The organism is Clostridium sp. LBM24168, assembly GCF_052953915.1.
The window spans coordinates 2,506,838-2,531,576 of the sequence record NZ_CP196861.1 but is presented as its reverse complement, the minus strand read 5'-3'; the positions used below and the strand labels follow the sequence as shown (position 1 = coordinate 2,531,576).

Annotated in this window: 20 protein-coding genes and 3 other annotated features; of the genes, 19 read left to right on the top strand and 1 reads right to left on the bottom strand. The window is 34.3% G+C overall.

Features of this window, described 5'->3' with window-relative positions:
• Positions 1-45: 45 nt before the first annotated feature.
• A complete protein-coding gene (locus ACSVC9_RS12515) occupies positions 46-1,419 on the bottom strand; it encodes an ISNCY family transposase (RefSeq protein WP_446899784.1) in 1,374 nt (457 codons plus the stop codon).
• Between the two features lie 236 nt (positions 1,420-1,655).
• On the opposite strand from ACSVC9_RS12515, the gene ACSVC9_RS12510 reads away from it, so the two are divergent.
• From ACSVC9_RS12510 to ACSVC9_RS12420, 19 genes are all read left to right on the top strand, one after another.
• A complete protein-coding gene (locus ACSVC9_RS12510; protein ID WP_446897799.1) occupies positions 1,656-1,802 on the top strand; it encodes a hypothetical protein in 147 nt (48 codons plus the stop codon).
• A 169-nt stretch (positions 1,803-1,971) separates the two neighbouring features.
• Entirely contained in the window at positions 1,972-3,003 is a 1,032-nt protein-coding gene (gene aroF, locus ACSVC9_RS12505; RefSeq protein WP_446897798.1) for a 3-deoxy-7-phosphoheptulonate synthase, read from the top strand.
• Between the two features lie 31 nt (positions 3,004-3,034).
• Positions 3,035-3,898 carry a prephenate dehydrogenase gene (locus tag ACSVC9_RS12500; protein ID WP_446897797.1) on the top strand — a complete coding sequence of 288 codons (864 nt, stop codon included), beginning with the start codon at positions 3,035-3,037 and terminating at the stop codon, positions 3,896-3,898.
• Positions 3,899-3,921: 23 nt separating this feature from the next.
• On the top strand, positions 3,922-5,190 hold the full coding sequence (gene aroA / locus ACSVC9_RS12495; RefSeq protein ID WP_446897796.1) for a 3-phosphoshikimate 1-carboxyvinyltransferase: 1,269 nt from the start codon (positions 3,922-3,924) through the stop codon (positions 5,188-5,190).
• Between the two features lie 27 nt (positions 5,191-5,217).
• A complete protein-coding gene (gene aroC / locus ACSVC9_RS12490; protein ID WP_446897795.1) occupies positions 5,218-6,312 on the top strand; it encodes a chorismate synthase in 1,095 nt (364 codons plus the stop codon).
• Between the two features lie 20 nt (positions 6,313-6,332).
• The gene (locus ACSVC9_RS12485) at positions 6,333-7,178 is read left to right on the top strand and encodes a prephenate dehydratase (protein WP_446897794.1); all 846 of its coding nucleotides are present in this window, start codon (positions 6,333-6,335) and stop codon (positions 7,176-7,178) included.
• Positions 7,179-7,442: 264 nt separating this feature from the next.
• On the top strand, positions 7,443-8,849 hold the full coding sequence (locus ACSVC9_RS12480) for an amino acid permease (protein ID WP_446897793.1): 1,407 nt from the start codon (positions 7,443-7,445) through the stop codon (positions 8,847-8,849).
• A gap of 46 nt (positions 8,850-8,895) precedes the next feature.
• A complete protein-coding gene (locus ACSVC9_RS12475; RefSeq protein ID WP_446897792.1) occupies positions 8,896-9,675 on the top strand; it encodes a transporter substrate-binding domain-containing protein in 780 nt (259 codons plus the stop codon).
• Positions 9,676-9,707: 32 nt separating this feature from the next.
• Positions 9,708-10,352, top strand: coding sequence for an amino acid ABC transporter permease (locus tag ACSVC9_RS12470; RefSeq protein WP_446899856.1), 645 nt, complete (start codon positions 9,708-9,710; stop codon positions 10,350-10,352).
• 5 nt (positions 10,353-10,357) lie between these two features.
• On the top strand, positions 10,358-11,089 hold the full coding sequence (locus ACSVC9_RS12465; protein WP_446899855.1) for an amino acid ABC transporter ATP-binding protein: 732 nt from the start codon (positions 10,358-10,360) through the stop codon (positions 11,087-11,089).
• A 127-nt stretch (positions 11,090-11,216) separates the two neighbouring features.
• Positions 11,217-11,412, top strand: a binding site (T-box leader).
• Between the two features lie 61 nt (positions 11,413-11,473).
• Positions 11,474-11,669 (top strand) — a binding site (T-box leader).
• A 111-nt stretch (positions 11,670-11,780) separates the two neighbouring features.
• Positions 11,781-13,331: a 2-isopropylmalate synthase gene (locus tag ACSVC9_RS12460; RefSeq protein WP_446897791.1), complete on the top strand. Its 1,551-nt coding sequence runs from the start codon at positions 11,781-11,783 to the stop codon at positions 13,329-13,331.
• A 44-nt stretch (positions 13,332-13,375) separates the two neighbouring features.
• Positions 13,376-14,641 carry a 3-isopropylmalate dehydratase large subunit gene (leuC, locus tag ACSVC9_RS12455; protein ID WP_446897790.1) on the top strand — a complete coding sequence of 422 codons (1,266 nt, stop codon included), beginning with the start codon at positions 13,376-13,378 and terminating at the stop codon, positions 14,639-14,641.
• Positions 14,638-15,135, top strand: coding sequence for a 3-isopropylmalate dehydratase small subunit (gene leuD, locus ACSVC9_RS12450; protein ID WP_446897789.1), 498 nt, complete (start codon positions 14,638-14,640; stop codon positions 15,133-15,135). The genes leuC and leuD overlap by 4 nt, the downstream gene beginning before the upstream one ends.
• Positions 15,132-16,196 carry a 3-isopropylmalate dehydrogenase gene (gene leuB / locus ACSVC9_RS12445; protein WP_446897788.1) on the top strand — a complete coding sequence of 355 codons (1,065 nt, stop codon included), beginning with the start codon at positions 15,132-15,134 and terminating at the stop codon, positions 16,194-16,196. The genes leuD and leuB overlap by 4 nt, the downstream gene beginning before the upstream one ends.
• Before the next feature lie 95 nt (positions 16,197-16,291).
• Entirely contained in the window at positions 16,292-17,401 is a 1,110-nt protein-coding gene (locus ACSVC9_RS12440; RefSeq protein WP_446897787.1) for an Ldh family oxidoreductase, read from the top strand.
• Positions 17,402-17,446: 45 nt separating this feature from the next.
• Positions 17,447-17,660 (top strand) — a binding site (T-box leader).
• A 47-nt stretch (positions 17,661-17,707) separates the two neighbouring features.
• Positions 17,708-19,144: a proline--tRNA ligase gene (gene proS / locus ACSVC9_RS12435; RefSeq protein WP_446897786.1), complete on the top strand. Its 1,437-nt coding sequence runs from the start codon at positions 17,708-17,710 to the stop codon at positions 19,142-19,144.
• A gap of 14 nt (positions 19,145-19,158) precedes the next feature.
• The gene (gene pepV, locus ACSVC9_RS12430; RefSeq protein ID WP_446897785.1) at positions 19,159-20,550 is read left to right on the top strand and encodes a dipeptidase PepV; all 1,392 of its coding nucleotides are present in this window, start codon (positions 19,159-19,161) and stop codon (positions 20,548-20,550) included.
• A gap of 180 nt (positions 20,551-20,730) precedes the next feature.
• Positions 20,731-22,569 carry an ATP-dependent zinc metalloprotease FtsH gene (gene ftsH, locus ACSVC9_RS12425; protein WP_446897784.1) on the top strand — a complete coding sequence of 613 codons (1,839 nt, stop codon included), beginning with the start codon at positions 20,731-20,733 and terminating at the stop codon, positions 22,567-22,569.
• A 20-nt stretch (positions 22,570-22,589) separates the two neighbouring features.
• Positions 22,590-24,725 carry a HelD family protein gene (locus tag ACSVC9_RS12420; protein WP_446897783.1) on the top strand — a complete coding sequence of 712 codons (2,136 nt, stop codon included), beginning with the start codon at positions 22,590-22,592 and terminating at the stop codon, positions 24,723-24,725.
• Positions 24,726-24,739 lie beyond the last annotated feature (14 nt).

Here is a 24,739-nt window from a genome sequence, read left to right as displayed (position 1 = left end):
CATCTCTCAGCTTAAATTTTTTAAGTAAAAGGATTTTTTAGTTCTTTAGGCTATGTTTTCTTTTTGTCTATGAGCTTGCTTATTGCAATAATGTTCAAATGAAGCCTGCTTCCATGGATGACTCATAGGTGGTATATAGTGCTTCTCTGGAGCTTTTGAAGCCTTTGCAGGGTCAAAATTTTTTGATGAAGGAACATGATCTGGAAGCAATTCAAGTGCATAAACTTTTTCGCTTACACAAAAATATAGAGCATTGTTAAACGCCTTTATTACCATACCGCAGGTACCTTTACGATAATATACCGGGTGACCATTAGCATCTACTGGAAGATAATATCCCTTATTGTATTTTACACAACTCCCATTGTCTACTTTCCTACTAGCAAGTACACTAAGAATTAAATTGATTTTTTCCATATCAGGTTGTGTTTCAAATACAGATTTGATATTATTAACAGGTAAAGCAAATCGAGCATTGAATTTTTTTATGTAGGAGTTTAAAAATTCATTTGCCTGCTCAATTGTGCTTATACCAGCTAAACGCAATTCGATAGGAAGTCGTGATTGCAGCGTTTGGAACATTCGTTCCACACGCCCCTTGGCTTGTGGAATACTGCTGGTTTTAATCTCAATTCCCAACTGCTTGCAGGCATAACTGAATTGAGTAAAAGTGTCCTCTTCGATAGAAGGGGATTTTTTCTGCTTATACTCAAAAACTGTACGTCTGTCGGTGTAAAACATATAAGGAATACCATAGGTTCTAAGTATTTGCTCAAGTATGCGGTAATAGCCATTTAGCGTTTCTTGAGCATCGAAATAAGCACCTACAATAGAACCTGTGGCATCATCTACAGCTATATGAAGCTGACTTTTCCCTCCACCAAACCAAGGGTGAAGAGAAGCATCCATCTGAAGCATTTCTCCAAAGTAAGCACATCTAGGACGCCTAGGATGAGCATCTTCGATAGCAAGAATAGAACTTTGAATAATACTGGCCTGCTTTTTTGACTTCGTAAATTTTTGCATATCTTTAAGTTTAGTGTGTAGAGCCTTTTTAGAAGTTCGTTTTGCCTTAGGAGACAGGATGAATTCCTGTAAGAGGATGGAACGTATAGTGTTTGATGAAACTTTGATTTCTTCAAATTCTTCTAAGAGCTCTGAAAAATGAGTTAAGTTGGTGCCTTCATATTTTGTTCGATATAAGTCAACAATAGTCTGCTTTGTAGAATTATTTAAAGCATGAACAGGCTTTCTGCCACGATTTCCATGTATAAAAAAAGCTTTTCCATGTTCCTTATACCCTTTAATCATTCTGTTAATGTGTCTAACAGTACAATTAATCTGTATGGCAGCTCTTTGCTTGTTACCATTACTTTCTACTAATTTTTTGATTATGTTATACTTTGCATTTTCATTCATTGTTAAAACTACCCTTCTGATTTTGTCCACCTCACTTCTTAGTCATGAGGTTTTATTATACTATAAACTTATTTATTTGGGACATTATCAAATGCGGTATACTAAGACATTATCACAATTCAATCATACTTTAAAATAAAATCAAAAAATATATATTGACATAAGTCTTAAAACTGATATAATTAGTAGCAAATAGAATTGTGATTAGTTTAAGACTTATGGAGGAATATTTTATTATGGAAAATATCATTGGAAAGGAAATTGGAAGCAAAAAGTATTATTTTGATTTTAGCTTTAGCTGGGGCTACTTTTATTTTAGCGCTGGTTATTTCTTCTACAAAAAATTATCCAATTTATTTCTAATGAGTAAAATAATAATTTAAATGCATAGAATTAGGAAGAGTATATGTTTAGATAATAATAGTGTATTTAATTAACAGGATCTCATTAGAGGTCCTGTTTTTTATATTTTAAATTGGTTTATAATCCGGAGTATAAATTAATTTGTATTTTGTTAAGAAAAATATCAAATTTAAGATGGGAGAATTGATTATGGTAATAGTAATGAAGCCTCATACACCGAAAGAAGAGATTATGATATTAAAAAGAAAGCTTGAAAAAGAAAATGTTAAAGTAAATGTCTGGGTAGGTCAAGAGTATAGTGTACTTGGTCTTATTGGTGATACTTCAAAGATTGAAGTTAGTAAAATTCAGGCAAATGAATATGTTGAAAAAGTTCATAAAGTTCAGCAAAACTATAAATTGGTAAATAGATTGTTTCATCCAAATAATACCGTTGTAAATATAAATGGAAGAACCATAGGGGGTGATAGTTTAGCTGTTATAGCAGGGCCTTGTTCTGTGGAAAATGAAAATCAGATAGTCGAAATTGCAAAACAGGTAAAAGAGAGTGGTGCAAAATTTCTGCGAGGTGGTGCATTCAAACCGAGGACATCTCCCTATAGTTTTCAGGGACTTAAAATAGAAGGGCTTGAACTCTTGAAGTTGGCAAAAAGTGAAACTGGATTGCCTATAGTTACGGAAATAATGTCTACCAATATGATAGACAGATTTGTTGAAGACGTGGATATAATACAGGTAGGTGCGAGGAATATGCAGAATTTTGAGTTATTAAAAGAACTTGGAAAAACTAAAAAACCTATACTTCTCAAAAGGGGACTTTCAGCCACTATAGAAGAGCTTTTGATGTCTGCAGAGTATATAATGTCCGAAGGGAACCAAAATGTAATACTCTGCGAAAGGGGAATAAGAACCTTTGAGAATTATACCAGAAATACTTTGGATTTAAGTGCTATTCCGGCGATAAAGAAACTTAGTCACCTTCCGGTAATAGTAGATCCAAGCCATGCGTCAGGTTTGTGGTGGATGGTGGAACCCCTGGCCAAGGCTGCTGTAGCTGTTGGAGCAGACGGACTAATAATTGAGGTTCATAATGATCCTGAAAATGCACTTTGTGATGGCCAGCAGTCTATAACTCCAGAGAGATTTGATAATTTGATGTACGATATAAACAGATTAGTAGAAGCGGGTGCAAGACAAATTTATAATTCTATGAATGTATAAGGTCAATAATATCAACGTAGGGGGAATAAATTTGGAAGATTGTGACTTTAGCAATTTTAAGATAGCAGTTGTTGGAATGGGACTCATTGGTGGGTCCTATGCAATGGCATTGAGGTCTCTGAATATAAAATATATAGTTGGAGTGGATCAGGATCCAAAGACATTGAATAAAGCGATTAATATGGGAATAATAGACTGTGGGTATGATAGTCCGGGAGAATTTTTAAAAGATATGGATATCGTAATAGTAGCTCTTTACCCACAAGATACAATTAGTTTTATAAGAGAAAATGTTGCATATTTCAGATCAGGAGCTATTATAACAGATACTTCAGGCATAAAGAGAACAGTAGTGGAATCTGTCAATTCATTCTTGCCAGGTAATATGGAATTTATATCTGGACATCCAATGGCGGGGAAAGAATACAAAGGAATTGAATATGCAGATAGTTCTATATTTAATGGAGCAAATTATATAATAACACCAAGTATTAAAAATAAAAAATCCAGTATTGGTATTATAGCATCAATGGCCAAAAAAATTGGATGTAAAAATGTAAAATGCATTTCTGCAGAAGAACACGACAGTATAATTGCTTATACAAGTCAGCTTCCACATGTAATAGCAACGGCATTGCTCATGGATGATGATATACAGAAAATTAAACCAGAGCTGTTTGTTGGTGGAAGCTTCAGGGATGCAACAAGAGTGGCATTAATTAATTCAAAATTATGGACAGAGTTATTTATGCTTAATGCAGATAAATTGATTGAAAGAATAGAAAAATTTCAGGAGTCTATTGATAGAATTAAGCAGGACATTAAAAATAAGGACATGGAGGATTTGAAGACAGTATTTAAAAATACCATTTATTTCCGAAAGAAAATTAACTAAAAACCATACAAAGGGGAATTAGAATGGAAACAGTTGTAATTAATTCAAAAAAACTTGGTGGAACAGTAACAGTACCATCATCTAAAAGTTTCTGCCACAGAAGCATTATATGTGCATCTTTGGCACGGGGGAAAAGCGAAGTAAATAATATTTGCTTTTCAAAAGATATAATTGCTACCATAGGAGCTATGAAGGCACTTGGAACGAAAATTGAAAGGAATAAAGATTCTGCTGTTATATATGGGACAGGAGGTCTGAGTTTAAAAAGTGATACTATATTTTGTGGGGAATCCGGTTCTACATTGAGGTTTATAATTCCTCTTGCTGCATCCATGGATCAGAGGATAATACTGACAGGACAAGGAAAATTGGTTGAGAGACCGCTTGATATATATTATAAAATATTTAAAGAGCAGAATATATACTATAAAAATTCTAATGGAAAACTTCCGCTTGAAATAAATGGCAGTTTAAAGCCTGGAAGCTATAAAATACAGGGGGATATAAGTTCTCAATTTATAACTGGGCTTTTGTTTATACTTCCTCTTTTAAAAGGAAACTCTGAGATAGAGTTAACGACCAATCTTGAATCAAGGCCATATATAGATATGACACTAAAGGTGTTAAAAAAATTCGGAATTAATATAGAAAATATGGATTATAAAAAATTTATAATACCTGGAAATCAGAGCTATAAAAGCGGTAATTATATTGTAGAGGGCGATTTTTCTCAAGCCGCATTTTTGCTTGCAATTGGTGTATTGGGGAATGGAGTAGTATGCGAGGGACTTGATATAAGTTCATCTCAGGGTGACAAAGTAATATTGGATTTCTTGAAAAGGATGGGAGCAATTATAGAAGTTAACGATGGTAATATAATATCAAAAGCTTCTGAGATAAGAGGAATCACAGTCGATGCTTCACAATGTCCGGATTTGGTTCCTTCGTTGGCGGCGTTGGCTTCAGTAAGCTCTGGAACTACCAGAATTGTGAATGCAGGGAGACTTAGAATAAAGGAATCAGACAGATTGGCTGCCATTTCGTCTCAATTAAACAAAATAGGGGCTGATGTGGAGGAAAAGCCAGATGGACTCGTAATAAAGGGCAGACAAATGCTTCAAGGTGGAGAAGTTAGAAGCTTTAATGACCATAGAATAGCCATGGCTTTGGCTCAGATTTCTTCTAGATGTAAAAATAATTTGATAATACACGGTTCAGATTGTGTAAGTAAATCCTACCCTGGTTTTTGGGATGATTTTAGAATTCTAGGTGGAAATATAGAAAGAATATAATTAATAACTTAGTTGGGAGTTTTGAATATGGGTGGAATTATTGGTAATAACATAAAATTATCTATTTTTGGGGAATCCCACGGAGATGCCATAGGAATTATTATAAACGGGCTAAGGCCCGGAATTAAATTAGATTTAGAATATATAAAAGAACAGATGGATAGGAGAGCTCCGGGTACAAGTGAATTTACTACCCCACGGAAAGAAAAAGATGATTTTAAAATATTAAGTGGGTATTTTAATGAAAGGACTACAGGGACTCCACTATGTGCTGTTATAATGAATGAAGACAAACATTCAGGAGACTATGAGAAAACGAAGGATTTAATAAGGCCTGGGCATGCTGACTTTACTGGCTTTATAAAATATAATGGCTTTAATGATTATAGAGGTGGAGGGCATTTTTCAGGAAGAATTACAGCACCTTTAGTTTTTGCAGGTGCAATATGTAGAAAAATTTTGGAAGATAACGGTATATTAATAGGAAGTCATATAAAAAGCATAGGAGATATAGAAGACAATTTTAAAGACAAGAATTTGTTTAATCCAACTTCAATAAAAGAAAATAAATTGAAAGAACTTTCCAGGAGCATATTTCCCGTCATAGATGAGGTTTCTGCAGAAAATATGAAAAATGCCATAGTTGAAGCAAAATCAGAGGGAGATTCTATTGGGGGTATTATAGAAACTGCGATTATAAATATTCCTCCGGGAATTGGTGAACCGTTTTTTGATTCGGTAGAGAGTACGCTTTCACACCTTTTATTTTCGATACCTGCAGTAAAAGGGGTGGAATTTGGAGAAGGATTTGCAATAACAGCTATGAAGGGCTCAGAGGCTAATGATGAATATTATATAGATGATAGCTCTGTTATAAGAACAAAAAGTAACAATAATGGAGGTATTCTTGGTGGGATTACGAATGGAATGCCTGTGCTATTTAGAACCGCCATAAAACCTACAGCTTCCATATCAAGATCTCAAAATACTGTGGATATAAAAAATAAGAGAAATACAGAAATTACAATACAGGGAAGACATGATCCATGTATTGTGATAAGAGCAGTTCCTGTAGTAGAAGCTGTTAGTGCCATAGGAATACTTGATCTAATGAATATCTAATATTACAGGAGGAAAAGTTAATGAATTTGGAAAATGAAAAATCTTATAAAATTGGATTTTATGGAGTTGAGGCATCTTTTAGTCACGAAGCCCTTTTAGAGTATTTTGGAAGTATATATAATACTTTAAGTTGCAATGAGTTCAAGGATGTTTTTAATGCTTTGGATAAAGGTGTTATAAAATATGGTGTGCTTCCAATTGAAAATTCTTCTACGGGAAGTATAAACGATGTTTATGATTTACTTAGAAATTATGGGTTTTATATAATAGGTGAAAAATGTATAAAAGTAAATCATAATTTACTTGGAGTAAAAGGTGCATCAATAAGTGATATTAAAGAAATTTATTCTCATAGCCAGGCTTTTATGCAAAGTAAAGAATATTTAGAAAATATAAAACTAAAACTTATACCATATTTTAGTACTGCAGGAAGTGCAAAATATATAAGCAATAGTGGTTGTGTGAGCAAAGGCTGTATAGCAAGTAAAAAAGCTGCGGAGCTATATAATTTGGATGTACTTAAGGAAGGTATAAATTACAATAAAAAAAATTATACCAGATTTATAGTTATTGGAAGATATATGGAAATAGATGATAACTCAAATAAAATAAGTATAGTTTTTACTCTCGAACATAAAGTAGGAACTCTATATAATATACTCAAACATTTTGAAGAAAACAATTTGAATATGACTAAAATAGAGTCGAGACCTAAAATAGATAGTCCGTGGCAGTACTATTTCTATATAGATTTTTATGGAAACCTTAACAATAAAAATGCTCAAAAAGTTGTAGAAGAAATTAAAAATGAGTGTGAATATTTTAAATTGCTTGGAAATTATAGTGAAGATCGAATAACCCCATAAATTATTATGGGGTTATATTTATATGCGAATATTGAATATTAGCAATATAGAATTATGAAAGTTATGAAAAATATAATTCACTATGTAATATTAAAAATTAAATATATGAAATAAATACACCAAATAAATAATTTTTTAGCAATTATATTGCCTTAAATTTATAAAATTATCTTGAATTAATTCTAAAATGGTAGTATTATAATAAAAACATGCAATAATAAAATCTTATCTAAATTTTATTATTTGAAAGGGGAAATATAAAATATGAAAGACATTTTTAGAACAAAGTCCATAGATGCGCTTATGGATGAGACCAAAAAGGAGGGTGGTCTGGAAAAAGTACTTGGAAGTTTTGGACTTACTATGCTTGGAATTGGGGCTATAATTGGTACTGGCATATTTGTTCTTACAGGAGTTGCTGCAGCAAATTATTCAGGGCCTGCACTTGTAATTTCATTTATTGTAGCAGGTATTGCCTGTGGTTGTGCTGCCCTTTGCTATTCAGAATTTGCAGCTATGGTTCCAGCAGCGGGGAGTGCCTATACCTATGGCTATATAGCACTTGGAGAATTTTGGGCTTGGATTATAGGATGGGATTTGATACTTGAGTATGCTTTTGCTATTGGAGCTGTTTCTATTGGCTGGTCTGGCTATATAGTCAATATAATTAATGATTTTGGAATTAAATTGCCAGAGAGTATAATAGCATCACCTTTTTCAGGGGGAATTGTGAATTTACCTGCAGTACTTATAATAGCATTTATAACTTATATTAATATAATAGGTGTAAAGCAAAGTACTACTGTAAATAATATAATAGTAGCAATTAAATTGGTAGTTATAGCATTGTTCATAGTACTTGGAGTAGGGCATATTAATCCTAGTAACTGGCATCCATTTATGCCTTATGGATGGAGTGGAGTTTTATCTGGTGCATCTGTAATATTTTTTGCTTACATAGGTTTTGATGCTGTATCTACAGCAGCAGAAGAAGTAAAGAATCCTCAGAGGGATTTGCCAAGAGGAATTATAGCTTCGCTTATTGTGTGTACAGTTCTTTATATTATTGTATCTGGAATTTTGACAGGCATGGTTCCGTATCTTAAATTTAAAACTACTGCTGCTCCTGTTGCCTTTGCATTACAGCAAGTTGGATATCACTGGGGTGCTGCCCTTGTATCAGTAGGAGCTATATGCGGACTTAGTTCCGTACTTCTTGTTATGATGTTTGGACAAACCCGTGTGCTTTTTGCAATGTCTAGAGATGGGCTCCTTCCTAAAACATTTGGGCATGTTCATCCAAGGTACAAGACTCCAGCTAGAAGTTCATTGGTTATAGGATTTATAACCGCAATTGTTGCAGGCTTCTTGCCTATCAATATAGTAGCAGAACTTACTAATATAGGAACTCTATGTGCATTTATAATAGTATCGGCGGCTGTTCTGGTTCTCAGAAAAAAAGATCCTAATAGAAAGAGAACGTTTAAATGCCCTGGAGTCCCAGTAATACCTATATTGTCAATAGCATTTTGTGGTTTACTTATATACAAGCTTCCTTCTGTAACACAAATTAGATTTGTCATATGGCTTGTTTTAGGACTTATACTCTATTTTGCTTATGGTTATAAGCACAGCATTATTACAGAACAGCAGGGAAAAAAAGGAGCTTAGGTTCACCGTTATTATGAAAAATATTATATAATTGGGGGTAAAAATAGTGAAAAAAAAATCTTTAATTGCATTAGTAATTTCATCGTTAATGTTGACAACTGTTTTAGCCGGATGTGGAAATAACTCAAGTTCATCTGAAACGGGAAATAAAAAGTACGCTATTGCTACTGATGCGACATACGCTCCATTTGAATTTAAATCAGGAGATAAATATGTAGGAATAGATATAGAGATACTTGAGGCCATTGCCAAGAAAGAGAATTTTTCCTATGAGCTAAAGCCTATGAATTTTAATGGAATAATACCTGCAATTCAATCCAATCAGATAGACGGTTCAGTTTCAGGTATGAGCATAACCGATGAAAGAAAGAAGAGTCTCGATTTTTCGGATCCATATTATAATTCAGGACTTGCAATAGTTACTAAAGCAGGAAATAATGCTATTAATTCTATCGATGACTTAAAGGGAAAAGCTGCTTCTCTTAAAAAGGGAACAGCAGGAGCTAAATTTGCTGAAGATAATAAGGACAAATATAATCTCACTTTAAAATATTTTGATGATACGCCGTCTATGTTTCAGGCTGTTATAAATGGAAATGCGGATGTGGCTTTTGAAGATTATCCTGTAATTGCATATAAATTATCGGTAGATCCAAATTCTAAATTAAGAATAGCTGGAAGCAAAATTACAGATTCTCCTTATGGTTTTGCAGTTAAGAAAGGTAAAAATGCGGAACTTTTAAAGAAATTCAATGACGGACTTAAGAAGATAAAAGAAGATGGAGAATATGATAAGATTATTAATAAGTATATAAAAACCAAGTAATCTATAGTTAGTAGGTGAATTCTCAAGTGGAAATGTTAGAAATATTTAAAGAAAATTTTCCAGACCTTTTAAAAGGTCTGGAATTGACAACTTTTATTACAATGATAGGAATGTTTATAGGCTTTTTTATAGGAGGTATACTAGGCTTTTTTAGTATAAGCAGGAATAAGGTATTGAATACAATTTCGAGATGGATAGTTGATGTGGTAAGAGGAACCCCTATTATAGTCCAGTCATTTTTTATATTTTTTGGACTGCCCAATATTCTGGATATAAAAATAAATGCGGTTGTTGCAGGTATAGCTACCATAAGTATTAATTCCGGTGCATATATGTCTGAGATATTCAGAGGGGGGATATTATCCATAGATAAAGGTCAAATGGAGGCGGCTAGAAGTCTTGGAGTACCATATAAGAATTCCATGCTCAAGATAATATTCCCCCAGGCCATTAAAGTGATGATACCTTCATTTGTAAATCAATTTATAATTTCTCTTAAAGATACATCTATTTTGTCTGTTATTGGGATACAGGAGCTTACGCAGAGTGGGCAAATAATAATTGCATCTACATTTAAGGCTTTTCAAATATGGACTATAGTTGCAATTATGTATTTTGTTATAATAAAATGTTTATCTATGATATCTAGAAAAATTGAGAGGCGTTTGAAGATATGAATGAGATGAAAAATATTATAGAAGTAATTGATTTAAAAAAAAGTTATGGAGTAAATGAAGTGCTAAAAAAGATAAATCTTACTGTAACTAAAAGTGAAGTTTTATGTGTGATAGGACCGTCAGGTTCTGGTAAAAGCACATTGTTGAGATGTATGAATGGACTAGAGGAAATTACTTCAGGCAAAATAATAATTGATGGGAATAATATTGTAGATAAAACGGTTAATATAGATAAATTGAGGGAAAATATAGGAATGGTATTTCAAAATTTCAATCTTTTTCCACACCTGACTGTTACAGGTAATATCACTTTTGCACCTGTTGAATTAAAAAAAATGACAAGAAAGGAAGCAGAGCAAAAGGCCTTGATTTTACTTGATAAAGTTGGCTTAAAAGACAAAGCCAACGAGTATCCTGATAGGTTATCAGGAGGACAAAAACAAAGAGTTGCTATAGCAAGAGCACTTGCTATGAATCCTGATATAATGTTATTTGATGAACCGACATCTGCACTTGATCCTGAAATGGTTGGTGAAGTTTTAGGTGTAATGAAAGATCTTGCAAAGGAAGGTATGACTATGGTAGTTGTTACCCATGAAATGGGATTTGCAAGAGAGGTTTCAGATAGAGTTATTTTTATGGCAGATGGATATATAGTTGAAGATGATACACCGGATAATATATTTAAAAATCCAAAACAAAATAGAACAAAGGAATTTTTAAATAAAGTTCTTTAAATAAACGAGAGATATAATTCTTTCCTGTCATCCAGAGTTGATTGATGAGGGAAAGAGATTATCTCTAATTTAAAAAAAAAACATTGACATATCTATTAGTTTATATTATACTAACCTATATCAAAAGTTAAAAACTGTGATAGGGAAAATTAGATTTACATTGTTTTTAAAGCGAATGAGGTATGGTGAAAGCTCATAGATATTGTAAGTTAAAGCTCACCCTTAAGTTGTAGGCTGAAATAGTAGTAAGCTGTGCCGGTTTAATCCGTTATTCAATTAAGTGAAAATTTGGGTGGTACCGCGGCAGATCCATCGCCCCATGGCGATTAGGAGCTGTTTTTTTATGCTCAATTTGCGGTATATTATTATACAAATGTAAAATATTCAAAGACCATGATGGGGAAAATTAGATTTATATTTATTTAAAAGCGAGTGAGGTATGGTGAAAGCTCATATATATTGTAAATCGAAGCTCACCCTTAAGTTGTAAGCTGAAATAGTAGTAAGCTGTGCCGGTTTAATCCGTTATTCAATTAAGTGAAAATTTGGGTGGCACCGCGGCATATTTCTCGCCCCATAGCGAGAAATATGCCCTTTATTTTTTAACTGACAAATTTGTCTTATATAAATATTTCTGCAAAAAGAAAATTTAAAAAATTTAGAATATAATAAAAGATTAGGAGGAATTGAAATGGAAGACAATAAAGTTTATATTTTTGATACTACTATGAGAGACGGAGAACAAACGCCCAAAGTTAATTTGAATATGAGGGATAAAATAGAGATAGCAAAGCAACTTGAAAAGATGAATGTAGATATTATAGAGGCTGGATTTCCAATAGCATCCGAGGGGGACTTTGAGGCAGTCAGAGCTGTGGCAAAAGCGGTGAAAAAGCCAGTTGTAGTAGCACTTTCAAGAGCGGCAAAAAAGGATATAGATAGAGCATGGGAAGCTGTCAAATATGCAGATAAACCAAGAATACACACATTTATAGCGACTTCAGATGTTCATATGAAATATAAATTGAGGATGACTCCTGATGAAGTTTATAAAAAAGCAGTGGAGATGGTCAAATATGCCAAGTCGATTTGTCCCAGTGTTGAATTTTCACCTGAAGATGCCACAAGAACTGACCATGAATTCCTGTACAAAATAGTTGAGGGTGTAATAGATGCAGGAGCTGATATTGTAAATATTCCTGATACAGTAGGTTATGATATTCCGGAGGAATTTGGAAATTTTATAAGGGGGATAAAGGAAAATGTATCCAATATCGACAGGGCGATTATAAGCGTACACTGTCATGACGATTTAGGTATGGCAGTTGCAAATTCAATAGCAGCTGTAAGAAATGGTGCCAGACAGGTTGAGTGTGCAGTAAACGGAATTGGGGAAAGAGCAGGGAATGCTTCGCTGGAAGAGGTTGTTATGGCAATTAAAACGAGAGAAAAATATTTTGGGTGCAGAACTGATATTGTAACTGAGGAAATAATAAAGACAAGCAAATTGGTAAGCCATGCAACTGGAATGCCTATTCCAAACAATAAAGCCATAGTTGGAGCAAATGCATTTGCACACGAGGCAGGAATTCACCAGCATGGTGTATTGGCCTGCAGGTCTACTTATGAAATTATGACACCTGAATCCGTAGGACTTAAGAAGAGTACCCTGGTTATTGGAAAACATTCAGGGAGACATGGTTTTGTACAGCATTTGAAAGAGCTTGGATATGACAATTTAAGTGAAGACAAGATAAATGAAGCATTCAAGCAATTTAAAGATCTAACTGGAAAGAAAAAGATGGTTTCTGATGAAGATATTGAAACAATAATTAACCATGAAATATTTCAGGTTCCTGAAGCGTATAATTTGAAATACTTTCAATTTTCCAGTGGTAATACCATGGTATCTACTTCTACAGTAGAAATTGAATTCAAGGGTAAAAATATAAGAGAAGCAGCTTGTGGGGATGGTCCGGTAGATGCGGCGTTTAAGGCGATAGAAAAGGCATCTGGCATGGACATAAAGCTCAAGGATTATTTCATAAGATCGATAGGAAGTGGGAAAGATGCTGTAGGTGAGGTTACTGTGAAAGTGGAAAATAATAATAGAGTATTTACAGCAAAAGGAATGAGTACAGATATAGTAGAGGCAAGTGCAAAGGCATTTGTAAATGCAATAAATAGAATATACTATGAAATTGAAAACAACTCGAGCAAATATAAAATTGAGCGAGTCTGATTTATAATCATTATTAATATTAAAATACAGGAGGAGATATACAGATGGGAATGACCATGACGCAAAAAATTCTGGCAAGTCATGCAGGATTGGAAAGTGTAAGTGCAGGACAGTTGATTAATTGTAAATTGGATATGGTTCTTGGAAATGACATTACAACACCTGTGGCTATAAGGGAATTCAACAAGACGGGATTGAAGGAGGTATTTGATAGGAAGAAAGTTGCAATTGTTCCTGATCACTTTTCACCTGCCAAGGATATAAAGTCTGCAGAACAATGTAAATGTGTGAAAGATTTTGCCGTGGATAAGAATATAGAAAATTATTTTGAAGTGGGGCAGATGGGAATTGAACACGCACTTCTGCCGGAAAAAGGTCTTGTAGTAGCAGGAGAAGTAATAATAGGTGCGGATTCCCATACCTGTACCTATGGTGCACTTGGAGCTTTTTCAACAGGAGTAGGTAGTACTGATATGGCTGCGGGAATGGCTACAGGAGAAGCATGGTTTAAGGTGCCGGAGGCAATTAAATTTATTTTGAAGGGAAAATTGCAGCCCTGGGTAAGCGGTAAAGATGTTATTTTGCATATAATAGGAAAAATAGGGGTAGACGGGGCACTCTATAAATCCATGGAATTTACAGGTGATGGAGTCTCTGAACTGTCCATGGATGATAGATTCACAATTACAAATATGGCTATCGAGGCAGGAGCAAAAAATGGCATATTTGAAGTGGATGAAAAAACTATAGAATATATGAAAGAACACTCTTCAAAGACGTATAAAATTTATAGTGCGGACGAGGATGCTATATATGTTGATACTATTGAGATAGATTTATCTGCCATAAAACCTACGATTTCTTTTCCTCACCTTCCAGAAAACACGAGAACCATTGATGAGGTGGGAGATGTAAAAATAGATCAGGTTGTCATCGGATCATGTACAAATGGAAGAATAAGTGATCTGAGGGCGGCAGCATCCATTTTAAAGGACAGGAAAATAAATAAAAATGTGAGAGTTATTATAATTCCTGCCACACAGGATATCTATCTTCAGGCTATGAAGGAAGGGCTCATTGAAATATTTATAAAGGCTGGAGCGGTAGTAAGTACACCAACCTGTGGACCGTGCCTTGGAGGTTATATGGGGATACTTGCCAAAGGTGAAAGAGCAATATCTACAACAAATAGAAATTTTGTAGGAAGAATGGGACATCCGGAAAGTGAAGTTTATCTTTCAAGTCCTGCAGTAGCGGCGGCTTCTGCTGTAACGGGTAAAATTTCATCACCAGAGGAGGTAATAAAATGATAATACAGGGAAAAGTAATCAAATATAAGGATAATGTGGATACGGATGTAATAATACCGGCAAGATATTTGAATACAAGCGATCCAAATGAACTCGCTTCACATTGTATGGAGGATCTGGACGGTAATTTCAGTGAAAAAGCAAAAACCAGATCCATAATTGTTGCAGGAAGGAACTTTGGATGTGGTTCCTCGAGAGAACATGCTCCCATATCGATAAAGGCAGCGGGAATAAAATGTGTAATTGCGGAGAGCTTTGCACGTATATTCTTTAGAAATTCCATAAATATAGGACTTCCTATAATGGAATGTGCTGAAGCCTCGAAGCATATAGAAGATGGAGATGAGATATCGATAGATGTTGCTGAAGGAATTATAAAAAATATAACCAAGGGAAAGATTTACAAGGCAGTTCCATTTCCGGAATTCATGCAGAAAATAATAAATTCCGACGGACTTATAAATTATGTTAAAAAGGAAGTGGCAGACAGATGAATATAGCAGTTATAAAAGGAGACGGGATAGGAAAGGAAATTGTTGGTGAAGCACTGAAGGTGCTGGAGGTCATATCAAAGAAATACAAGGTGGACTTTGAGTATAGAGAAGTGCTTTTAGGCGGTGAAGCCATAGATAAAACAGGAGGACCAATACCACAGGAAACCATAGATATATGTAAAAGGAGTGATTCCGTACTTCTTGGGGCTGTGGGAGGCCCTAAGTGGGACAAAATTCCAAGCAATCTCAGACCGGAGGTGGGACTTCTTGGAATAAGAAAGGCACTTGGAGTATTTGCAAATTTAAGACCTGCAATTTTATTCCCCCAGCTTAAATCAGCATCAAATCTAAAGCCGGAAGTTCTTGGAGATGGGCTGGATATAATGATTGTAAGGGAATTGATAGGCGGAATTTATTTTGGAGAAAAAAAACGTGTTGATATACCTGGAGGCCAGAAGGCATGGGATATAATGGCATATTCTACTCCAGAGATAGAAAGAATTGCACGTAAGGCATTTGAAATAGCGGAAAAAAGAAATAAAAAACTTACTCTGGTTGACAAGGCCAATGTACTGGAAAGTTCCAGACTGTGGAGAGAAACTGTAACTGAAATTGCAAAGGAGTATGAGGATGTAAAGCTTGATTTCATGTATGTTGACAATGCTTCCATGCAGCTTATACGAGATCCAAAGCAATTTGATGTAATTGTAACTGAAAATACCTTCGGTGACATATTGAGCGATGAAGCGTCCATGCTTACGGGTTCTCTGGGTATGCTTCCCTCTGCAAGCCTTGGAGACGGCAAGGTTGGAATCTATGAACCCATACATGGATCAGCCCCTGATATTGCAGGACAGGACAAGGCAAACCCGATTGCTACGATTATGAGTACGGCTATGATGCTAAGATACACTTTCAACATGGATAAGGCTGCTTCTGATATAGAAAATGCAGTATCCAAAGTATTGGATGAAGATTATCGTACACAGGACATCATGGAAAAAGGCAAGAAATTGATTGGAACTAAGGAAATGGGATATTTAATAGCCAATGCTATTTAAAATCACAACAATTTCTGGTATTTTACACTAATCTGTATTATTATAAAAGTAACTTTGTAGAGGTTTAATCTGTTAAACAATGTAGGAGGGGAAAAATGGCATATACAAAAGTTGAGTATGAAGGCTTGAAAAAGATGTGCAATATTGTTTTTGAAAAATTTGGTTTTAGCGCTGAAGACAGCAAAACTATAACAGATGTACTGCTGCTTTCAGATTTATTTGGTATTGAATCTCATGGAATTCAAAGACTTGTGAAATATTACAGTGAAATAAAACAGGGATTGATAAAGGTGAATTCAAGTCCTAAAATAATTAAAGAAACACAAGTATCTGCAACTTTAGATGGCCAGGCAGGTATGGGTCAGCTTACAGGTAAAAATGCTATGGAAATGGCAATTCAAAAAGCCAAAAATTCTGGAATAGGTATGGTAACTGTTAGAAATTCTAATCACTATGGCATAGCTGGATATTATGCTAGAATGGCTGAAAAGCAAGGGCTGCTTGGTATATCGATGACAAATTCTCCTGCAGTTATAGTGCCTACTTTTGGTAAGGAAGCCATGCTTGGTACAAATCCAATTGCTATATCTATGCCGGCAGAACCATATCCATTTTTAATGGATATGGCTACAAGCGTGGTTACAAGGGGGAAGGTTGAAGTTTATCATAAGAGAAAAGAACCTCTTCCGGATGGATGGGCTTTAGATGCTGATGGTCAGGATACTATAAATCCGGAGGATATTTTGTACAATGTACCAAGACATCTTGGTGGTGGAATAGTTCCCCTTGGGGGTTCAAAAGAACTTACCGGAGGACACAAAGGATACGGATTTGCACTTACGGTTGAAATGTTTACTGCAATTCTCTCGGGTGGACTTACCGGAAATTATGTTCATCTTGATGGAAAAAATGGTTCTGGTACATGTCACTATTTTTGTGCGATAGACTATGGCGTGTTCGGAGATAAAAAATCCATAGAAAGTAGTTTTTCAAAGTATCTTGATGAACTTAGAAATTCAAAGAAGGCGGAAGGTGCAGTTAGAATATATACTCATGGTGAAAAAGAAGTTGAGGCCTACAATGACAAAATGAAAAATGGAATTCCAATCAATGATAGCACACTTGGAGAAATATATAATATATGTAAGTATTTTAAAATAGACCCACATGATTATGTAAAAAAAAGTATATTAAATTCCTATTGACAATATAAAATTCATATTTTAATATTAAAAGTAGGTTTTCGTTATATATAAACAAGGAAGAGGACTAGTAAAAATAATTTCTTTTTAGAGAAAAAGCGGTTTGGTGAAAGCTTTTATGGAATTTGTTTTGAACCTGCCTTGGAGTTCTGTAATGTAAAAATTACAGCGGCATTTTGTCGTTAAAATTTGAGAGAATGTATTTAACTATATAAATGTGTTAATTCAGGGTGGCACCGCCGATATAACCTCGGTCCCTTTAGTGGGATTGAGGTTTTTTATTTATTATGAGACAGGAGGAATTTGGTAATGTCAAAATCAAAAAAGATGGTAAAGGAAATAACATCAAGAGATGAGGATTTTGCACAATGGTATACTGATATAGTGAAAAAAGCGGAATTGGCTGACTATTCCAGTGTAAAAGGGTGTATGATAATAAGGCCTTATGCATATGCAATGTGGGAGAGCATACAAAAATATCTGGATAAAAGATTCAAAGAAACAGGACATGAGAATGTGTATATGCCAATATTTATACCAGAGAGTCTTCTTCAGAAGGAAAAAGACCATGTTGAAGGTTTTGCGCCAGAAGTGGCATGGGTTACACATGGAGGTGAAGAAGAACTAACTGAGAAATTGTGTGTAAGGCCTACTTCAGAAACTTTATTTTGTGAACATTATGCAAAGATAGTTCAATCATATAAGGATCTTCCAAAATTATATAACCAGTGGTGTTCTGTAGTGAGATGGGAGAAAACTACCCGCCCATTCTTGAGAACGACCGAGTTTTTGTGGCAGGAGGGCCATACCATACATGAGACAAAAGAAGAAGCTGAAAGTGAAACTATAAGAATGTTGAATATATATGCAGAGCTCTGTGAAAATATGCTTGCCATACCTGTGCTTAAAGGACAGAAAACGGAAAAAGAAAAATTTGCAGGCGGAGAAGCGACTTATACTATAGAAGCTTTAATGCATGATGGAAAGGCACTTCAGGCAGGTACATCCCATTTTCTTGGACAGAATTTTGCTAAATCCTTTGATATGCAGTATTCGGACAGGGAAGGAAAACTTCAATATGTTTACCAGACCTCATGGGGAATTACAACGCGTTTGATTGGTGCAATTATAATGGTACATGGAGATGACAATGGACTTGTACTTCCACCTAGAATAGCTCCGATACAGGTAGTTATTGTCCCTGTTGCACAGCATAAGGAAGGAGTACTTGAAAAGGCAGATGAATTGAAAGAAAAAATTTCTGAAATTGCCAGAGTAAAGTTGGATGACAGCGACAAGATGCCGGGTTGGAAGTTCAGTGAGTATGAGATGAAAGGAGTACCTATACGCCTGGAAGTTGGTCCTAAAGATATTGAAAAGAATCAAGTTGTACTTGCAAGAAGGGATACAGGAGAAAAAATATTTGTTCCAATGAATGAAATTGAGCAGAAAATACCTGAACTTTTAAATGACATCCACAATAATATGCTTGAAAGTGCTAGAAAATCTGTTGAAAGCAAGACACATACAGCTTTAGATATGGATCAATTCAATGATATAGTAGAGAACAAGACCGGATTTGTAAAGGCCATGTGGTGTGGAGATAGGGCATGTGAAGATAAAATAAGGGAAGAAATTGGTGCTACTTCGAGGTGTATGCCATTTGATCAGGAAGAGGTTTCAGGTACATGTGTATGCTGTGGTAGAAAAGCCAAGAAGCTTGTCTACTGGGGCAGAGCTTATTAAAAGGAGGGCCATTTATGAAAATAGATAGAAGAGTTGATGAGATCAAGGATGATATAATAAAATCCATTCAAGAAGTTGTTAGAATAAGGAGCGTTACAGATGAAGCAAAACCTGGAATGCCATTTGGTGAAGGTGTTGGAAATGCTCTTCAGAAGGCATTGGATATTGCTAAAAGTATGGGGTTTAAAACTGTAAATCTTGATGGATATGTAGGTTATGCTGAATATGGGCAGGAAGAAGATTATGTTGCAGTTTTGGGTCATCTTGACGTGGTCCCTGAAGGAAAGGGATGGATCTTCCCGCCTTATGGTGCAGAAATTCATGATGGTAAAATATACGGAAGGGGAACTATGGATGATAAGGGGCCAATTATAACAGCACTCTATTCTTTAAAGGTAATAAAAGATTTGAATCTTCCACTTTCTAAAAAAGTCAGAATTATATTTGGTACAAATGAAGAAAATGGTTGCTCTGAAATTGAATATTATAAAGATAGGGAAAAAGCTCCTATTTTAGGATTTACTCCAGATGGAGAATATCCGATTATCTATGCAGAAAAAGGTATAACTACTTTTGATTTAGTAAAAGATATTAAAGTAAAATCTGCTGGAGATGTAGTTGTAAAGTATATAAAGGGTGGAGAAAGGGCAAATGTAGTTCCAAATCATTGTGAAGCGGCCTTAGCAGCTAAAAACCCAAATTTAATTGTAAAGGTCATAGAAGATTTATCAGAAAAAAATAATTTTAATACAGAAATACAGTTAAAAGATGGTTTAATTTTGATTAATGTTGAAGGTCTTGCTGCTCATGGCAGTACTCCGGAGTTAGGCAAAAATGCAGTAGTACAGATGTTTGAGTTACTCGGAAATTTAAAAATTGAACGATCAGATATAAAAGATACGATAGATTTTTTCAATGAATATATAGGTTTTGAGACTGATGGGAAGTCTTTTGGAGTTTATCTTGAAGACAGAGAGTCTGGAAAACTTACTTTTAATGTAGGCGCAGTTAATGCATCAGAGAATAAAATATCATTTGCTCTCAACCTGAGATATCCTGTAACTTGTAAATATGAGGATATGATGGAGCCATTTAAAAATAAAATATCTGGACTTAACTTTAGAATTGAAAATATGGTACATCAAAAACCGTTGTTTTTTCCTGAAAGTCATCCTCTTATTAAGATTCTGAAAAAAGTGTATGAGGAACAGACGGGTAGGAAAGCTGACCTCCTTGCAATTGGAGGAGGTACTTATGCAAAGGATATGCCAAATATGGTTGCTTTTGGACCGATGATACAGGGAGAACCTGAGACTATCCATAATGCAAATGAGTATATAAAGGTTGATCATGTAATTAAGAATGCAAAAATGTATGCACATGCCATATATGAATTAGCTAAATAGTGAAGGATAATTTTTTGAAAATAAAATCTCTGACAGTAGTATGAATTTAAGAGCTGTCGGAGATTTTTTATTTCATTTATTATTAACTAAAATAATACAAAAATTTTATTAATATTGTTTAGGAAAGGGATTATTTATTGTTATAATATAAGTATAGATGAAGTAAAGTGGAGGTCATATATGTTCAATAATAAGAAGTTCAATGGCAACAAGATGAAATATGGTATTTACTATGCTCTCATTGTAGCCATAATTGTGTTTGTATTGAATGATTATTTAAGTAGTATAAAATCTGATCATATACAATATAGCGATTTTGTAAATTATATTAATGAGAATAAGATTTCAGAAGTACAGATAAGTAAGGATAAATTGATTATTATTCCTAAAAATCAAAGTGGAGGTAAAGTTTTATATACAGAGAAAATTGATGATCCTGATTTAATTAAAAAGCTGGATAATGCAAAAGTTAAATATGGAGGCGTTCCGCAGGAGAATACTGCTATGAAAAATTTTATTACCGGATGGATACTTCCAATTATGATATTTATGCTTGTCGGAAGACTGATAATGGGGCGGCTGGACAAGAAAATGGGAAGTGGAGTAATGTCATTCGGTAAAAATACTGCGAAGATATATGCAGAAAATGAAACAGGAGTGAATTTTAGGGATGTGGCAGGACAGGAAGAGGCTAAGGAATCACTAGTTGAGATTGTTGATTTTTTACATAACTCTCAAAAATATGTTAAGATAGGGGCAAGACTCCCTAAAGGTGCATTGCTTGTTGGACCTCCAGGAACAGGCAAGACACTTCTTGCAAAGGCAGTGGCTGGAGAAGCTGGTGTACCATTTTTTTCAATATCAGGTTCTGCATTTGTAGAGATGTTTGTAGGAATGGGTGCTGCCAGAGTGAGAGATTTGTTCAAACAAGCACAGGAGAAGGCCCCATGTATAGTATTTATTGACGAAATAGATGCTATAGGAAAGAGTAGAGATGGAAATATATCTGGGAATGATGAAAGAGAACAGACATTAAATCAACTTTTAGCAGAAATGGACGGATTCGATTCTTCAAAAGGAGTAGTTATACTTGCAGCTACAAACAGACCTGAAGTTTTGGATAAAGCTCTTTTAAGACCTGGGAGGTTTGACAGGAGGGTAATAGTTGATAGACCTGATTTAAAAGGTAGAGAAGACATACTTAAAGTTCATATAAAAGGTGTTAAGGTTTCGCCACATGTGGATTTAAATTCTATAGCTAAGTCTACCCCGGGAGCTGTAGGAGCGGATCTTGCCAATATAATAAATGAAGCAGCACTGAGAGCTGTTAAAAATAGGCGTGAATTTGTAGAACAGGAAGATCTGGAAGATGCAGTAGAAGTGATTATAGCAGGTAAAGAAAAAAAGGATAGAATACTATCTCCAGAAGAAAAGAAGCAGGTCGCATATCATGAAGTAGGCCATGCACTGATAGCAGCATTGCTAAAACATACGGATCCGGTTCACAAGATAACTATAGTTCCAAGAACTATGGGGGCTCTTGGCTATACTATGCAGCTTCCCCAAGAAGAAAAATATTTAAATACAAAAGAAGAAATGATGGATCAGATATGTGTTATGCTGGGCGGGAGATCTGCTGAAGAGGTGAAATTTAATAGCATATCTACAGGAGCTGCCAATGATATTGAACGAGCAACCCAAATGGCAAGAAGTATGGTTACTATGTATGGTATGACTGACAGATTTGACATGATGGGATTGGAATCCATGCAAAATAGATATTTAGATGGGAGACCAGTTCAAAACTGCAGTGCAGAAACTGCAGCCATTATTGACAATGAAACTTTAAATATAATAAAAAAATGCCATGAAAATTCTAAAAAAATACTTTTGGACAATATGGAGCTTTTGAATAGAATATCAAATACTCTTGTAGAGAAAGAAACTCTTATGGGTGATGAATTTATGGATATAATACATCAGTATGAAGAAGAAAGAAATAAGTCCACAAATATTTAAAAAATTTGGGAGATAGTATTATGAGAAACGAAGAATTGGAGAGGGAACTTAGAAAACAGATTGAACTGAACAAAGAAAAAGACAAATTAAATAAAGTAATAGATGAGATAAATGATCAGATTTTAGACCTTGTAGATGATAGAAAAGATGTAGTAAGTTTTATATTGAAATACAGGGAAAAAAATATAGAAGAATATAGAGATGATGAAGATAAACAGATAGATTATTTTAACCATGAGCTTTATGTGAAAGAAGAACAATTTAAATTAATAGAAAAAAGGCTTAGAGAACTTGCGATATTAAAAAAATCACCTTATTTTGGAAAGGTCTACTTCGAAGATAAATATGGCAAAGTAAAGATATATATAGGGAGATTTGGTGTTACCGATGAAGAAGAATATGAGCCAATAGTAGTAGACTGGAGATCTCCTGTTAGTTCCCTTTTTTATCAGGGCAAGCTTGGGGAAACATACTATAATGCTCCTGAAGGCAAAGAGAAAGCAAATATTCTTGCAAAAAGGCAGTTTATTATAAAAGATGGTAAGCTTGATGGAATGTTTGATTCAAGTTTAAATGTAAAAGATGAAATACTTCAATTTATTTTGAGCAAAAATACAGATGAGAAGTTGAAAGATGTAGTAATGACTATACAGAAGGAACAAGATGAACTTATAAGACAACCTAGGGATGGAGCTGTGATAGTAAATGGAGTTGCAGGTAGTGGTAAAACAACGATAGCACTTCATAGAGTTGCATATCTTTTATATAATTATAGAGAGAAGCTCCAGAATAGAGTACTTATACTTGGACCTAATAGTATATTTATGGATTATATTTCTATGGTGCTTCCAAGCCTTGGTGAAGAAAAAGTAAAACAAACTACATTTAGAGAATTTGCATCTGAAATTATAAAGATGGATGAGATTATGGATTTTAAAGGCTATATGGAGAATGTGCTAGCAAATGGAGATGAATTTAGAAGGCAGGTTAAATACAAGAGATCTGCCAAGTATGCCAGGGATATTGACAATTTAATTTCAGATCTGGAGAATAATTACTTCAAAGCAAAAGACGTAAAATTTTATGATAAGATAATAGTCCAAAAACCTGAAATAGAAGAGATGATGAATGTATATTTTAAGTCTATGCCTCTTTTTAAAAGAAGCAAAAGGATAGTTAGAGTTCTATATTCTAGGATAAGGGATGAAAGAGATAAAAGGGTAAAACAGATACAAGAAAACTATAAAAAAATGACGAAAAATATGAGTGATGATCAACTCAACAATAATACAACTGATTTAGAATTTAGGAGAAGAAGTAAAATAAGGGAAGTAATAGCTGAGGTAATAAAAATTAAGACAGAAAAATTAAACTGGATTAAAAATCCTGATATAATTCAAATATACGATGATTATAATAAAAACAGAAAAATAGTATATGAAGATCTGGCACCTATACTCTATATGAAGATTAAACTGGAAGGATTGAGGTATGTTAAACATTTAAAGCATATAGTAATAGATGAAGCACAGGATTATTCGACCCTAGAATTTAAAGTTATAAAAGAACTTACTGGATGCAAGTCATTTACTATTGTAGGAGATGTGAATCAAAGGCTTATTCCTTTTGATGATGGGTGTGCCATGGTAAATCTCCATAATATATTTTCAGATTTAGATGTAAGATATTTTTCACTTACAACAAGTTATAGATCTACTAATGAAATTATGGAATATGCTGATAGATATCTTGTGAAAAATTCTGCAGTTGGAGTGAGAAATGGTGAAAAGGTTGTAGAGCATTCGGTTAATAATATGAATGAGCTTGTGGAAGGAATAATAGAAGATATTGCTAAATTTAAAGGAAAAGGATATGAGAGTATAGCTGTAGTATGTAGGTCATTAAGGGAAACTGAAATGTTAACTAACCCTATCAAGGAAAAAATACACATAAATGTGTTTGATAGGGAAGATATAATATATTCTAAAGGTGAAGTAATACTTCCAAGTTATTTTGCAAAAGGATTGGAATTTGATGCAGTAATAATGATAGACAGTTTTTCAGACATTTGTGAAAATGCGGATAAACTTAAATATATAATGGCTACGAGAGCTCTTCATGAATTGTGTGTATATAGGGTATGGAATATATTTTAAATTATAATATACTA